This is a genomic window from Pelagicoccus sp. SDUM812002, assembly GCF_031127835.1.
Classification (GTDB): domain Bacteria; phylum Verrucomicrobiota; class Verrucomicrobiia; order Opitutales; family Opitutaceae; genus Pelagicoccus.
Genome location: NZ_JARXHX010000011.1, coordinates 1 through 13,352, shown reverse-complemented (window position 1 = coordinate 13,352; position 13,352 = coordinate 1). Strand labels below are relative to the sequence as shown.

Annotated in this window: 15 protein-coding genes; 3 read left to right on the top strand and 12 right to left on the bottom strand. The window is 54.2% G+C overall.

The features are described from left to right. Positions 1 to 14: 14 nt before the first annotated feature. The 8 genes from QEH53_RS15565 to QEH53_RS15530 all read right to left on the bottom strand — a co-directional run bounded on the left by QEH53_RS15565 (position 15) and on the right by QEH53_RS15530 (position 6,683). Positions 15 to 743, bottom strand: a complete 729-nt coding sequence (locus tag QEH53_RS15565; RefSeq protein WP_309024140.1) for a DUF2071 domain-containing protein — start codon at positions 741 to 743, stop codon at positions 15 to 17. Continuing rightward, positions 740 to 1,162: a hypothetical protein gene (locus QEH53_RS15560; protein WP_309024139.1), complete on the bottom strand. Its 423-nt coding sequence runs from the start codon at positions 1,160 to 1,162 to the stop codon at positions 740 to 742. The genes QEH53_RS15565 and QEH53_RS15560 overlap by 4 nt, the downstream gene beginning before the upstream one ends. Positions 1,163 to 1,172: 10 nt before the next feature. Further along, positions 1,173 to 1,616 (bottom strand): plastocyanin/azurin family copper-binding protein, encoded by a 444-nt coding sequence (locus tag QEH53_RS15555; protein ID WP_309024138.1) that lies wholly within the window; start codon positions 1,614 to 1,616, stop codon positions 1,173 to 1,175. A 223-nt stretch (positions 1,617 to 1,839) separates the two neighbouring features. Continuing rightward, positions 1,840 to 2,727: a mechanosensitive ion channel domain-containing protein gene (locus QEH53_RS15550; RefSeq protein ID WP_309024137.1), complete on the bottom strand. Its 888-nt coding sequence runs from the start codon at positions 2,725 to 2,727 to the stop codon at positions 1,840 to 1,842. A 194-nt stretch (positions 2,728 to 2,921) separates the two neighbouring features. Next, on the bottom strand, positions 2,922 to 3,230 hold the full coding sequence (locus QEH53_RS15545) for a hypothetical protein (protein WP_309024136.1): 309 nt from the start codon (positions 3,228 to 3,230) through the stop codon (positions 2,922 to 2,924). Between the two features lie 93 nt (positions 3,231 to 3,323). Next, on the bottom strand, positions 3,324 to 5,399 hold the full coding sequence (locus QEH53_RS15540) for an endo-1,4-beta-xylanase (RefSeq protein ID WP_309024135.1): 2,076 nt from the start codon (positions 5,397 to 5,399) through the stop codon (positions 3,324 to 3,326). A gap of 135 nt (positions 5,400 to 5,534) precedes the next feature. Further along, positions 5,535 to 5,921 (bottom strand): DUF2809 domain-containing protein, encoded by a 387-nt coding sequence (locus QEH53_RS15535; protein WP_309024134.1) that lies wholly within the window; start codon positions 5,919 to 5,921, stop codon positions 5,535 to 5,537. A gap of 75 nt (positions 5,922 to 5,996) precedes the next feature. Next, entirely contained in the window at positions 5,997 to 6,683 is a 687-nt protein-coding gene (locus tag QEH53_RS15530; RefSeq protein WP_309024133.1) for a hypothetical protein, read from the bottom strand. Between the two features lie 99 nt (positions 6,684 to 6,782). Between QEH53_RS15530 and QEH53_RS15525 the strand changes: the two genes are divergently transcribed. Further along, positions 6,783 to 7,970, top strand: a complete 1,188-nt coding sequence (locus QEH53_RS15525; RefSeq protein WP_309024132.1) for an MFS transporter — start codon at positions 6,783 to 6,785, stop codon at positions 7,968 to 7,970. A gap of 7 nt (positions 7,971 to 7,977) precedes the next feature. On the opposite strand, the gene QEH53_RS15520 is transcribed toward QEH53_RS15525, so the two are convergent. Both QEH53_RS15520 and QEH53_RS15515 read right to left on the bottom strand, forming a co-directional pair. After that, a complete protein-coding gene (locus tag QEH53_RS15520) occupies positions 7,978 to 8,463 on the bottom strand; it encodes an FKBP-type peptidyl-prolyl cis-trans isomerase (RefSeq protein WP_309024131.1) in 486 nt (161 codons plus the stop codon). A gap of 48 nt (positions 8,464 to 8,511) precedes the next feature. Further along, on the bottom strand, positions 8,512 to 9,993 hold the full coding sequence (locus tag QEH53_RS15515) for a nitronate monooxygenase (RefSeq protein ID WP_309024130.1): 1,482 nt from the start codon (positions 9,991 to 9,993) through the stop codon (positions 8,512 to 8,514). 341 nt (positions 9,994 to 10,334) lie between these two features. Here QEH53_RS15515 and QEH53_RS15510 point away from each other — a divergent pair, with 341 nt between their 5' ends. Then, positions 10,335 to 10,763 carry a hypothetical protein gene (locus QEH53_RS15510; RefSeq protein WP_309024129.1) on the top strand — a complete coding sequence of 143 codons (429 nt, stop codon included), beginning with the start codon at positions 10,335 to 10,337 and terminating at the stop codon, positions 10,761 to 10,763. A 178-nt stretch (positions 10,764 to 10,941) separates the two neighbouring features. On the opposite strand, the gene QEH53_RS15505 is transcribed toward QEH53_RS15510, so the two are convergent. Next, on the bottom strand, positions 10,942 to 11,484 hold the full coding sequence (locus tag QEH53_RS15505) for an energy transducer TonB (protein WP_309024128.1): 543 nt from the start codon (positions 11,482 to 11,484) through the stop codon (positions 10,942 to 10,944). A 499-nt stretch (positions 11,485 to 11,983) separates the two neighbouring features. Between QEH53_RS15505 and QEH53_RS15500 the strand changes: the two genes are divergently transcribed. After that, the gene (locus QEH53_RS15500; protein ID WP_309024127.1) at positions 11,984 to 12,973 is read left to right on the top strand and encodes a hypothetical protein; all 990 of its coding nucleotides are present in this window, start codon (positions 11,984 to 11,986) and stop codon (positions 12,971 to 12,973) included. Here QEH53_RS15500 and QEH53_RS15495 read toward each other — a convergent pair. Further along, a partial coding sequence (locus tag QEH53_RS15495; protein ID WP_309024126.1) for an integrase core domain-containing protein occupies positions 12,956 to 13,352 on the bottom strand: 397 nt, incomplete at its 5' end. The two genes, QEH53_RS15500 and QEH53_RS15495, sit on opposite strands and share 18 nt — an antisense overlap.

Sequence of the window (13,352 nt, the reverse complement as noted above, 5' to 3'; positions counted from 1 at the left end):
GAAACGTCTATACTCTAGCCGATCCGTCGTGGCCACCAAGCGACAACGGAAAGGCTCTTACTAAAAAGAATGCTCGGGTGCTGTTCTCCCACTGGGAACGCGTCGAGCATGCTGTTTTTATGGACCTCGCAGCGGGCGGTCATAAGGGGCCATTTCGGGTGCTGGACTTCGGCCCGGTAAAGATCCCCTTTCTTGCTTTCGGCGTAGAAGCAGTAGCGCTCAGTTGCCCAAAGATCGAAACTGCCTGCGATGGCCGCGTGCGGTTCGAGACCGTGGTAGCTTGCGTCGAAGCTGCGGTCGCTGCGAACGGAGCGGTAGCATGTCTTCTCGCCTCGGGTTTCGACCGACATCTCCGAGAGAAAATACGGCAGATGGAAAAAGCGTCGGGCGATCCAAACGGGGAGCCGATGCGGAATATCAAGGCTGAAGAACCAGACACCCGGTTTGCCGTCCTTAATGACATAGGTACGGATATTGATTTCGGGAAAGTCGCTGATGGCTCGCGGCTTGGGGCAGGCTCGCGGGGCGACACCCCGCATGGAGAAAGGCACGACGGCGAGCCAGGCACGTCCGTCGTAGGTATCGATTTCCAATTCATTGGGAATGAGCGACCGCAGGTCCTCCACGGCGATTTCCCAATGGATGAAGAGCAAGTTGAGCCACTCCTGCTGGAGAACCCAAGGCCGTTCGGGCGGAGCCCAAGGCCGGTGATCGGTTTGACCGAAGGCGGGATGTTGGTTCATCGTTTCGCGAGGTCGGCAAGGCTGATTCCAAAGATAGTTGTCCATGCCGCAGTACGAGCCCAATTAGTGGATACAAGCTTGCTGATTATTTCTTGGCGCCTTCCTCCCATGTGTAGCTTGTTGTGAAGAGGCACGGAAACCAAGAAAGTCGTGATCCATGTGAAAGCGACGAGCGTGAAATGGAGGAGACGAAATAAGTCCGTCGGGGAATCGAAAAGCAGGGTGCTCGTCGCTGAAAGCTGAGCAATCATCAAAGGAGCTGCGATAAAGCCCATCGCCCTGGTGTATCTCCGGTGACGTTGCTCGAACGCTTTCGCTTCTAGGTAGTGGAAATTTGGATAGATGACGGCCTGCACGATCCAAATAAGAACGAGCAGGCCGAAGTCGATTGTAAGGGAAACTGTATGGAGGTGAGGCAAGGCCGTTTCCTCACTTCACCTGCAACACGCCTTTCATAATGGCCCAGTGTCCAGGAAAGGAGCAGATGAACGGGTACTCGCCCGGCTCTGCTATGGTGAAGCTAACGGAGTCACTTTCGCCCGGCCCCAGCACCTTCGTGTGGGCTATGACTTGCTGTGCGAACGTTTCCTCGGTGGGAATATAGTCGTTCCCTGCCGCGGCGATGGCGGCGTTGCCGAACGAGGCGAGGTCGGTGCCTGGTTTCAGAACGACGAAGTTGTGGCCCATAGCTGCTTTAGGAAGCGTGCCGACGTTTTTGAAAGTCACGGTCGTTTCTTCGCCGACGGTCGTTTCGAGTTCCGTCACGTTGAAACGCATAGTGTCGTTTCCAGTGATTTCGAGTTCTGCGGCGGCCAGAGTGGAAGCGGTGGCCAACGCGAGTGAGAGGACTAGTTTCTGTAAGATGTGTTTCATAGTAGGTTAGTATGGTTCTTCAAAACTAACGGGTGGTTCCATTATCTATTGCTACGGATCGGTGGGTATTAGCTAATGAATAGGGCGCTATAAGTACGCCCACGTAAAATGGCTTGGATTATTTCAACTGGGTCGAGAGCCCACCAGTTGATACGCCAAACGCGGACGGAGCTTGAACTCGCGCCCGCGTCGATGCGAATTTTTTCTTTGCGTGAAGCTTCGCCTACTTCTGTTCGAAGAGGTGAACGTCGCGCTGTGGGAATGGGATAGTGATGTCTTCCTCATCGAAACGAATCTTTATTTGCTCGTTGAAGTGGAAGAAGAGGTCCCAGTAGTCTTCGACTTTTACCCAAGGGCGAAATGCGAAGTTGACGGAGCTGTCTGCCATCGCTGCGACTCCCACGAAGGGCTTCGGTTCGGCGAGTACCCGTGGCTCGGCGGCTATGATTTCCTCAAGCACCTTCTTCACCTTGCGAATGTCGTCTCCGTAACTGACTCCAGGTACTATATCCAATCTGCGGATACCTTTCTTGGTATAGTTTTCAATGACTCCGCTAGTGGCTACAGAGTTTGGAATGATTTGGGTACGGTGGTCGAGGGTGACGACGGTGGTGGTGAATATTCCAATGTCCTCGACGACTCCCTCCGCTCCGCTCGCCACCACGTAGTCACCCACGCGATAGGGTTTGAAAATGATGATAAGCACGCCAGCTGCGAAGTTCGAGAGGGAGCCTTGCAAGGCGAGTCCGACTGCGAGTCCGGCAGCGCCGATTATGGCGACGAGGGAAGTGGTTTGGATGCCGACACGGCTGAGGGCTGCGATGATGACGAAGGTCATCAACAACGCGTGGGAGAGTCCGGTGGCAAAACCGACGAGAGACGGGTCGATTTTGCGTCGCTCCATCACCCCGCGCAGTCCCTTGGTGATGAGGTTCGCGACGAGGCGACCGACCACGAAGATGACGATCGCAGCGAGGAGGCTGAGGCCGTACACGGAAACTTTCTCCGTGAGGGTTTCTCCGATTCCATTTATGTCGATGCCGAGGAATACGGAGGTAGTTTCAGCGACTTCTGAGGCGACGCTGGTAGTTGCAGGATCTTCTTGTGCCATAGTGAGGAGATTTATTTAGTTTTTTGAGGAAGATTAAAGGCGAAGGATGTTGCGAAACGCACCACCCGCAACACCGATCGTTAGGATTTGAGTAACGAAAAGGCGTCTCGCGACTTGGGTACGAAAAAGCCCCGCTACGCGAAAGGGCGCGGGCGGGGCCATGGTTGAAAAGGAGTCGTTTTTAGGCCTTCGAGCTAGAGCCCCTTGAACCAGTCTTGGAAGTGTTCTCCAATAAAGGGCACGGGCTTGCGGGAACCTTCGATGGCGCTAATGAGCCCGATGACCCACAAGACGAATGCAGCGATAGTGCCAAGCGGCCAGATGATAAGGCCCAGAATGGGAATTACTGTCAGCATGCTCGAGGCGAGTCCGATGAGCATGATTCCGAGCATTTGCCGGATGTGGAAAGACGTTTGTTCGTCTTTCGGGGTATTGGTCACGAGGGCTATGACCCAGCCGATGAGCGTAATGTAGGCGATGATGCCACGAGTCTTTGGATCCATATTTTTATAAGGTTGGATTTTGAGGAATGAGGATTTGTCGGCACTTAAAAGGGATTACTCGAACTGCTCAACTCTGAAAGCAATGAGTGGTAATCAGTCTTTAGCGAGGCGGTAGAACACGACGCCGTCGTCGGGCAACGGCATGCGGTAGAGGACATCAGCGGATGTTGCTTTGATTTTATGCAGAGTCGACCACTTTTTGAGATCTTCGGAGGCTTCCAGATAATAGGCACCTTCCTCTGTGTCAGGAAATTCAACTACAGGTCCGGTCGCCGCGCTGCTCGCTCTCAGGTCGCTAGGAGTACGTGGATGGGGAATTCCGAGTAAGACCTGGACTTGATTGGCGCCCCCTTTCCGGAGAGGGAGGGGGAATTGCTGAACTTTTGAACCCTGCGTCACGGTTACTTGATAGTCGCCGTAAAATCCATGCGCAGAAAACTCTCCGTTTGAGTTGGTCGTGCCGGAGAAGTCGTTCCACCACGTTTCTTGAGTGAGCTCCCGCCAAGCGACAGCGTTTGGTTTTTCTCGCCAGTCGGCGGTGTACATAGCGGCGGCTGGCCTCCAATGGGCGTTTTCCCAGAAGCCCCACGCCTGTACGCCTAAGGTGGCAGGATGGCTAAACATGATCGTCAGAAAGTCTCGCGTGTAGTCAGCCTGCATTTCTTCGTCCTCGGTACTCACGTCGAATTCGGTAACGCGAATATCGAGCTCGGGGAACGCATTGTGGAAGCGCTCGAGGATGCTGTAGACAAGCTCGATTCCAGTAGGTGAGGCGCTGAAGTGACCTTGCATACCGATGCCCGTGACAGGGGCGTCGTTGGAAACCAAATACTCTATGGTGTCTTCGAAATGCTGTTGGTGCGCGAAGTCGCGACCGCCTCCAGAGAGTATGCTGTAGTCATTGATGAAGAGCCCATGTTGGGGGAGGTTGGCTCGAGCGCGTTCGAACCAATCGAGCATCACTTCGTCGCCGAAAGCCTCCATGAGGTAGAAGTTATCGTAGGGCTCGTTGAGCACATCCCACTCCTCGATTACAGCTTCGGTGCGACTGGCAATGTCGTCGATGTGATCCAGCACGACTTGCTTAGCGGCGGGATCGGCGTTGGCGGGATCACCTTCGGGAAGGTACTCTTGCATGAGGTTCGGCAGGTTGCGCTTGGAAGGCCAAACCATGACGTGACCGCGGGTGTAGATTCCGCGGTCTTGCAGCCACTGCATAGCGTTGATGGTTTGTTGGGAGCTGTAGAGGTTCCCCCATTCGCCAGCCCAGGGTGCCCATTTCAAGTCGTTCTCCGGTCCGCTTTGGTTGAAAAGGTCGAGGAATTTCTCCCGGTAGAGGATGTCGTCCGGAGCGTCGCTAAAGAGGCGATGGGCGACGATGACCGAACCGAAGTGGTAGGCGTGACGTACGAACTCGACGCTCACTTCCGCATCGGGGAGGGGCGATCCATCTGTATCCAATACCTGGATGCTGAAATTTCCTTTGCGGTGCTGTTCGATGCGCTCCGCGGCTGCGATTCTCCAGCTAGCGTCCGGATCGCGTCCGGCGTAGGTAGGACGAGTGATGGGGAGGTCCGCTACTTCGAGGGAGTTTCCAAAATTGAGCATTTCGATTCCGCCAATTTCCCAGATTTGCGTTTTGGATCCGGCTCCAGCGCCGATTTGCAAGGAGAGCGTGCCGATGGGACGGTTCTCGGACATTTCAAAGGGAAACATGTACTCGACCCAGTTCTTTCCGGCAGTGATCTCGCGCTGAAAGTACTTCGTGTAGTCGGGCTCTGGGCCTTGTGGGAATACGGTTGCGAAACCGACCCCAGATTCGTCCTTCGATTCGATGGAGCGAAAGAAGGCGCGAACGAAGATAACGTCCCCCTGAGAAACAGCAGCGGTGCTGTTGATCTGAAGCGCTCCATTCCAGTATTGCCCGGCTGGGTTACTCACGGTGACGCGCAGCGCTTCGTTGAAGTCGGGATGGTCGGCGGAAACGACCTCTGCGGAAGCAACGGGGCTATTGTTGAAGTTGCCTGGCCAGAAAAAGCTGGTGATGGCGTTACTAGGAATAATGCTCACACCGCCATCGGGAACGGCTGTTTTAGCATGCGCGTGCAATACTGTGCCTAGGATTAGGGTAAGGAGGAGGCCTTGCCTTGTAATTATAGTCGATCTCATGGTCTGGGGGGGGCACTAAAACTCCACCGAATGTAGCCATCTGTGCAAATCTTGGAAGTCGAAACAAGCCGTTCTTTTGTGCGAACAATATTATCCAGTTCGCGGCCTTTTCGTATTCAGGACGAGGATCCTGAACTACTTCGGGATAACGACCCGCACACAGAGCGATCCGAGGAAGCAACCGATCGCGTAGGCGACAAGGTCTTTGGGATCGAAACCGGAACCGAGGACGAGCCTGCCGGGCAAGGTTTGGCGAAGGCTGTCAATCCATGGCGCCTGGTAGAGTTGGGCGAATTCGACGCAAACTGCTGTGGTGGCGGCCAAAAGGAGGTGGAGGAGATAGGGCCGACGCGGTAGGAGGAAGGTCCAGAGAAAATATACTAAGGTAGCCCAAAGTGCGTCGCCTGGGTAGTTGCCAGCGATCGGATAAAGTCGGGAGAGGAGCCCGAGGATCACAGTGATGATAGCGAGGAACGCTAGGCGGGTTCGTACCAGCTTTGGGGTGTTAGAGAGTCGGGTCACAATTCCAAAGCTCTCAGATAGCTCGTCTGCGAGCAAGCGTGATGAATTACGTATAACCAAATAGTGGATACAAGCCTAGTAAACGGTCGGGTCTGGATTAGCTAGGATTCGTAGGAAGTCTGTGGAGAGGTCTGGCTCGGCTTTGTCCAGGGCTACGGTAAGTTCTGGAGCAGTGGGTGCTTGGTTCCAGTGGTCGCAAGAGTACATGACTCCGATAGGTGTTTCTTCGAAGTATATAGCGAAATCTATGTGTGCAAGCATGAGTCCGCAGATCGGGTAGCTGTACGAATCGTATTTCTCTTCCTCGTAGAACGTGTTGCCGTTCTCGTAGGCGTAAGCGAAGTAATATTCTTCGGACTCTGGAAGGATTTGGAATCTGTCGTGTCTCTGTCCAGTGATCGGTTCTACGACGGTGAAGACGCGTTCCTTGATGAGTCGATTGGTGAGCCGGTCCAGCTCGAACCTTAGCTCAGGTGGCGTTTCCCAGTAGGAGACGACTTTCTGGTGATGATGCGATAGGTAGTGGATGAGTGAGTCGGAAAATCCGTTTTCGTAGGCGGCGGTGATCGCGGGTAGGAGGGGGAACTCGAATTCGGCCTTGGCAGTGAACTTTAGAATCGTGCCGGATTTATGGATACCAAGTGGGGTGTCTTGGTAATGCTCTGCGTTGAGCTTGGCAGCGAGGTATCTCTGTTGCGTTTCGTTTCCGAGAATAGCGACACCACAAAGGAGCAGGCCCCAAATGATTGCTTTTAAGAACATAAAGTACTACATATGTAGGAATATCGCTTTTGCAAGCATTTGTGGTAGATTTACAATCATCCTCGCAGTCCGGAGTTGGTCCCGATTATTTGAGGTCGAATGAATTTCGACTCCTTAAAGTCTCTTCCGGCGAATGTATGGATCCTCGCTGCTAGCCAATCTTTGGCAATGTCTATGGTTCCGATGATGATCTTAGTCAGCAGCTTACTGGCGGCCAAGATCGCTCCGGACGAATCTTGGGTGACTTTGCCGATAGCCTTGGTGGTTGTGGGGACGGCATCTTCGACGATTCCGGTGGCCTTCGTAATGAAGCGTTGGGGCCGCAAGAAAGGAGGTTTTGTTGGGTTTAGTTTTGGCTTGCTCGCTTGCTTGCTGGGTTTCCTCGCAGCGCGTTCGGCTTCGTTCCCTTTTTTGCTGGGTTCATCCTATTGCATGGGAGTTGCGTCCGCTTTCGGTCAACAGTTTCGATTCGCCGCGTTGGAGAGCGTGAAGGATCCGGCCAATTACGGTCCAGCCTTGTCAGCTTTCATGACGGGAGGATTGGTGGCGGCTTACCTCGGACCGGAAATCGGGGCCTCGGGGCGGGACCTCTTCGCATCTCCCCATGGGTTTGCCGGATCCTTCGCCCTTCTAAGTGGTGTGTTGGTGTTAGCGATCGTGCTTTTCTCGTTTTTTAAGGAGCCCGAACGGAGGTTCGAAACGAGTTTAGTCGCAGATCGGTCGCTGCGAAACATCGTCAAGTCACCCGCTTTTCTGATAGCTGTCTCAGCAGCTGCCCTGAGCTACGCGGTGATGAGTTTTATCATGACGGCGACTCCGATCACGATGCACGAAGTGTGTGGATTTAGCCTATCGGATACGAAGCGAGTGATCCAAGGTCATATCATCGCCATGTTTTTGCCGAGCCTGTTTTCGGGATGGTTGATGAAGCGATTTGGTCCAGGCAAGCTGATGTTATCGGGCACGATCGCTTACGCGATTGTTTTGGTGATTGGCCTGCAGGGACAGGAGCTGGTCCATTTCTGGGCAGCGTTGATTCTGCTCGGCGTTGGCTGGAATTTTCTCTTCGCCAGCGGTACCGCCTTGCTGCCGATGGCGTACCAGGGGAATGAACGCTACAAGGCTCAGGCCGCGAATGACTTTACGGTATTCGGTTGCCAGGCCGTAGTGGCGCTTTCTGCAGGTTGGTTTCTCTATAGCTTTGGCTGGCCGGTGCTCTTGATGAGTTGCCTTCCGCTCGTATTAGTGGCAGGGGTTGTATCTGTTATACAGATACGGCGCTCCTAGGTTTGTCTCACTGCTTGCCCACTATCTCGAAGAGCTCGATTTCGAAGATCAAGACGGAGTAGGGAGGTATATCTCCCTGTCTGGCGCTCCCGTACCCGAGTTTACTGGGAATGTAGAAACGGTACCTGTCTCCCACGTTCATTAGCTTGATCGCTTCTTCGCAACCTTCGATCAACTTGCTTAGTTTCGTTGATATGGGTTGATCGCGATGTAAGGTACTCTCGAATACGGTCCCATCTAACAGCGTACCTTTCAGGTGGATACTTACGGTGTCACGCCACTTCGGGAAGTGGCTACCTGAACCCTCCCTCAGCACCTCGTACTGCAGCCCGGACCCAGTACTGATGATTCCAGGCTTTGTCGCGTTTTCCTCGAGAAAAGCTTTTTCGACAGCGCGTCTGCTAGGGGTGCGAGGGTGAGCTGGCTTTGCAGAAACCAAGAAGAGCGCTGCTGCGAGCAAAGCGAATAGAAAGCATGTAAAGGGGCGAGCCATGGACGACTAGCCGATGACGTGATCGTCGCAAAGACCAGCCTATTTTTGTTATGCTCTGTAGGCTGGCCCGTTTTGAACTTCGTGGGTTAGCCGTATCGGGAGTTCTGGTTTTGCGGACTTTTCGATACCCAATTCGTCAAGGACGTCATCGGCACTGTAATCGGACTTGCCACTCAGGAAACGAGGTAAGTCGCGCATGATACCGGAGGTGACAAGGGGATACTCGATGCCTCCGCTTTTCATCGCATGGGGAAACCCCGCCGTCGCCAAAAGTCCATTACACAAGCAACGTCGTCCTGCGCAGTCCGCTGGATCGCCACCTTTTCGCGCGTAGTCGGCTTCAGGTTCGGCGGCGCAGCGCCAGCCGATGGTACCGTCAGGTTTTTGGTAAGCGGTGCGCAGGTAGCCATGGTTACAAGCTTGGCGCTCGCGCTCGCTAGCGTCGCGTCCGCCTTCGGTGCCGTTCAGGTTAAGGGTCTTGAAGGGATACCCGGTGGGGGAGCCGCGACCTTCGGTGCGCGTTTCCAAATCTTCAGCGAGTGCGTAGGCGATAGCCCGGCGTCGGAGCGTGGGCTCCATGCCGGATTCCGAACAGAATGCAAAAGCGGTGCCGACTTGGATGCCTTGAGCTCCGAGCTCTTCGGCTTCTGCGATTGAACTGGATGCGTCCTTGCCACCGGCGAGCCAGAAGGGAAGGCCGAGGGCTTTGATGCGGTCGAGGTTGACTTCGTCCTTGGGACCGTAGGTTGGGTCTTCGCCGCTCTCTACTTTCCAGCCCCGTGGACCTGCATTGTGACCGCCAGCGATGGGACCCTCCACTACGAACCCGTCTACCCCGCCAGATCGGGCGAGCGACATTGCGAGAACGTGGGAACTGATAATGGCGAGAAACTTGGGACGCTCGAGGGTGGGAAGGTCGGCCTCGACGATGCTGGGGTCGAAGGGGATGGCGACGTCCTCACCATTTTCGACAGTGAGCCGCAGATCGCAGGGCTCGTGCTGGCACAGCTGGTCCATGAGGCCTGGAATATCACGAGGTATGCCGGCTCCCATAAGGACCGTGTCGACGCCTGCTAGAAGGGCTCCATAGAGTATCGGCAATGTCGGAGCTTGGATTTTCTCGAGCAGATTGATGCCCACCGGGCCTGAGGCCTTGTGCTTGGCGAGCCAAACTTCGCAGAACGAGGCGAAGGTTGCGAGCTCGAGCAGGGACTTCGGTGGGCTGATGCTGAAGAGGGGAACCGGCTTATAAGCGCCGGGCCGGTCGAGCCCTTCCGGCTTGAACCAGCGCTGGAGGACACGGGCGGCGAGACCTTGGTCGGGAAACGACTCCGCTGCTTGCCGGATGCTCCCGTCTTGGTCACCTTCCTGGAGCCTGCATGCGATGACGCGATCGATTGCGGTACCGGAGACGACTCCCAGCTGACCGCGGCTTGCGACGGCGCGAGCGAGTTTCCAGCTGGAAATTGCGATGCCCATGCCGCCCTGGATGAGCTTGGGCAGCGTAGTGGTAGACAGATCTGAAACCATGCGGTCCACTGTGGACCGGCACGCACTCTAATACAGTGAATAAAATACAAAAGGGTAATTATTAGGTGGGCGAATGGAGGCTAGCGCTGAATGCGCTTGTGTTAGGGGAGACGAGAAACAGTCGCTCACGGGCTCCGCTACATTCCCAAGTCGAAATCGCGAACACGGAATCTGAAAGCGTATCGATTACTTAGCATGCGAGGTTTCCGTTGTGGCTTGACGGAATTCGTCGGGGATTCCCCGACTGTTGCTCTTTGAGCTAGGCTTGGTTGGCGCGGCGCGCCTTACTCTTATTTAGCATTTCGCCATCCGCGAAATCTTCGGTTCTCGTTCTCACGGTTATGCAAATCCACCGCCTTTTCCGTTATCCACTGCTCGGCCTACTCCTATCTATCCTTGGGCCAGTACTGTTTGCGGTTTCCGAAAGGGAGGTGGTTGAGGGAGCGATCAACGCAGTCGATCACTACTTGCAAGCGGGTGCGGACAACAATGCGCAAAGAGGGGCGGGTTTGTTGGAGTCTTATGATGACAATGCCCGTCGTGCTGCTTATGATACGCAGCGCTTGTACCGCCGTGAGCAGAACCTGCTTTCCCAGTATCTATCAATTTCCAACTCGCTCTATGGTTACGAGATTCGAAAAGGGCTTCTAGGAACGAGTGTGGAGCTAGAGGGAGGAATTGAAACGCTTTCTGGCGTGAGGGGAGAATTCAAGGCTAGGGTGATATTCAAGAACAAGCGTTGGCGGATCGCTGACCTGGAAATTGACTGATTGCCCCAGATGGCTCTACTCTCAAAAATCGAGCTAGGAAAACTGCTTTGTATCGAAAACTTGGGTACGATATCCTGGCAATGATGCGAGCGCGTGAATAAACGCTGGTAACCGCTCACCGAGAAGAGCTCGCAGAAGCTCTTCTCGGTTTGTTTTCGATTTGTTTTAAGCGAGGGATCTAAGCTTCGAATTTGAAGCTGATCGCGATGCGGGCCTTGACGTTCTTGCCGGCCACTTGAGCGGGCTTGAACGACCATTTCCGCATGGCTTCAACAGCAGCGTCTTCGAGTTCGTCGTGCGTAGATTTAGACACGGCAGCGTGGCTCACTTTACCCGTTTCGTCCAAGATCACCTGGAGGCTGACGAGTCCCTTGAAGCCGGGAGCGTTAAGCTGCGGAGGCGTCACAGCCACGCGACTTCTTACGACACTAGGCTTTTGATCCCATGTTGAATACACGTCACACAATTCAGGATTTTCTTCCATCCATCTTTGGACTGTGGAAGAGCTATCCGAATCGAGATCGGCGATAGCAGCGGAGACGAAACCGCCCTCGCTGGTTTTGAGTGTGACTTCTTTCTCGTTCGCGTAGTCGATGGTTCCTTCGTAGACGTTGCCGTCTGTAGACACTAAGGTTTCCGCGGCTAAGCGAGTGAGAGAAGCCAAGCTTAAGAGAATAGCCGCGAGCGCGACTCTTCTGAGCTGAGTTCCCATAGTAGACATCTTTTTGAATTTTGGTCGCTGCGGTTTTCGCAGCGACAGCGCTTAAATCGGTGTCTGCTCAAACTACTTTATCGAAAAACCAGTGTATCTCGCATGTTTTGCATACACCTTGACGCGTATCCAAAAAGCAAGTATGAGCTGAATCGCTGCCCGAAAGTTAGTTGATGAAAAATATGAGGCGAAAGGACTCGAGGCCTTTGATGACGGGGCCTAGTTGTTACATTTGGTTCGATGCATGGTCTCGGTTTTTATCGAGCTCTTGAGGTTAGGTAGACTGTCTTTGCCTTGAAGTGGGCGATCGTAGCGTACTCTATTTTGCGCACCTTGTTGGTCGCATCTGTCCTGATTTTCGATTCGCCAATTTAGTCGAGAAAAGCTCTTTTCAAGGGGTGGTTTTAGAAAGACACGATAATGAATAGCTTAGTGACTTGAAGCGTCTCATGACGTGGCTAACATCTAGCTCCGCCTGTAACCACTGAACAATGAACCCCTTTCTCGTTTGAAGCACTTTTACCTCTACCTGTTACTATTTTGTGGGCTTCTCCTTCTCTCTGGCTGCGAGACGGGGGAGTCGGCGTTCAAGCAAGGGGATTTCGCAGAGGCGGCTCGCGTGTCGGCGGATCGACTGGCCCGGAAGCCTGAGAACGAGAAGGCAGCTGCCATATTTCTGCGGGCCTATCCACAGGCCCGGACTGAGTGGTTGGGTAGGGCCCAGCAGGCGTTGGAGAACGCGAGCGACCCGTTTCGGTGGGAGCGGGCTCTGGCGGCTTACGAGGTGCTGCAAGGTTTATCCTCGCGAGCGGCCTTGACACCCTTTGTAGGGCGTGAGGGGATCGAGGTAGTCTATTATCACTCCGAGATCGAATCGGCTCGGGCGAGCGCGGCTAAGGACCGTATCCGTTTTGCGGATGCACTGATGCAGGAAGGCGATTTATACAAAGCGCGAGACGCCTACGATCACTATTTAGCTGCCATTCGTTTTGCGGGAGAAAGAGACGATCTGCGTGGAAAGGCACAGGAGGCTCGCCTGGCGGGGACGCTTTTGGTGGGAATCGATCCAGTTCAGGCTCAGGGGCATAGCCTCAACCCGCTTAGCATGATGTCAGTGCTCGTCGCCGAGCTGGAGTCGCATCCGCCGCATGATTTTGTCGATTTCGTACCGAGCAATGAACTTGGAGAGAGGGTCGCTCACCAGTATCTGGAATTGAGTATAGGCGAAGTCTCGGTGACGCGTAGTGAGGCCGAGGTAGGGCAGAAGAGTTATAAACGTGTATTGGAGCCAGAACTACAGAATCCTAATGCGGAGTCAGTGGAGGTGAAGGCTAAGGTCTTCAAGCGGGAAAAACGTATCGATCTGTTCTGTCCAGCTCGGGTTCGAATATTTGAGGGTGCCGCGTGGGAAGCTGTCTTAAATCGCGAGCTACCGGGGCGGAGTGAGCTTGCCTCGCTTCGTTGGACAGTAGTCCAGCTCTTAGTTTCTACTGTTTAGGTTATTGGTTGATTCAGGTTGAGTGTCCAGAGCAACCTTCCCGCAAGGGGATGAGGCCGTAGGCCGAAGAGCCTTGCGGGAAGGTTCGCCGGTAGGATCTTCGAGCTTACGCTTCGGTGACATACCGATGGACGTATGGATCCTTCGCGTATTGTAGAAGCCTTCTATGTATTCAAATATATCGCACCGGCATTGCGCTAAGTCCGAATATTGTTTCGAGCAGATCCATTCTGCCTTGAGAGTGCCGAAGAAGGACTCCATCGCCGCGTTGTCATAGCAGTCGCCTTTTCGGCTCATGCTCGAGATCGCATCGACCTTCTCCAAGGTTTCCATGTAGGCTTTCGCGGTGTAGGTGCTCCCGCGGTCACTGTGATGCAGC

Excerpts from the sequence above, each read along its gene's own strand:
- QEH53_RS15565 (WP_309024140.1), bottom strand. The coding sequence starts at position 743 with ATGAACCAACATCCCGCCTTCGGTCAAACCGATCACCGGCCTTGGGCT.
- QEH53_RS15555 (WP_309024138.1), bottom strand. The coding sequence starts at position 1,616 with ATGAAACACATCTTACAGAAACTAGTCCTCTCACTCGCGTTGGCCACC.
- QEH53_RS15550 (WP_309024137.1), bottom strand. The coding sequence starts at position 2,727 with ATGGCACAAGAAGATCCTGCAACTACCAGCGTCGCCTCAGAAGTCGCT.
- QEH53_RS15545 (WP_309024136.1), bottom strand. The coding sequence starts at position 3,230 with ATGGATCCAAAGACTCGTGGCATCATCGCCTACATTACGCTCATCGGC.
- QEH53_RS15540 (WP_309024135.1), bottom strand. The coding sequence starts at position 5,399 with ATGAGATCGACTATAATTACAAGGCAAGGCCTCCTCCTTACCCTAATC.
- QEH53_RS15530 (WP_309024133.1), bottom strand. The coding sequence starts at position 6,683 with ATGTTCTTAAAAGCAATCATTTGGGGCCTGCTCCTTTGTGGTGTCGCT.
- QEH53_RS15525 (WP_309024132.1), top strand. The coding sequence starts at position 6,783 with ATGAATTTCGACTCCTTAAAGTCTCTTCCGGCGAATGTATGGATCCTC.
- QEH53_RS15520 (WP_309024131.1), bottom strand. The coding sequence starts at position 8,463 with ATGGCTCGCCCCTTTACATGCTTTCTATTCGCTTTGCTCGCAGCAGCG.
- QEH53_RS15515 (WP_309024130.1), bottom strand. The coding sequence starts at position 9,993 with ATGGTTTCAGATCTGTCTACCACTACGCTGCCCAAGCTCATCCAGGGC.
- QEH53_RS15510 (WP_309024129.1), top strand. The coding sequence starts at position 10,335 with ATGCAAATCCACCGCCTTTTCCGTTATCCACTGCTCGGCCTACTCCTA.
- QEH53_RS15505 (WP_309024128.1), bottom strand. The coding sequence starts at position 11,484 with ATGTCTACTATGGGAACTCAGCTCAGAAGAGTCGCGCTCGCGGCTATT.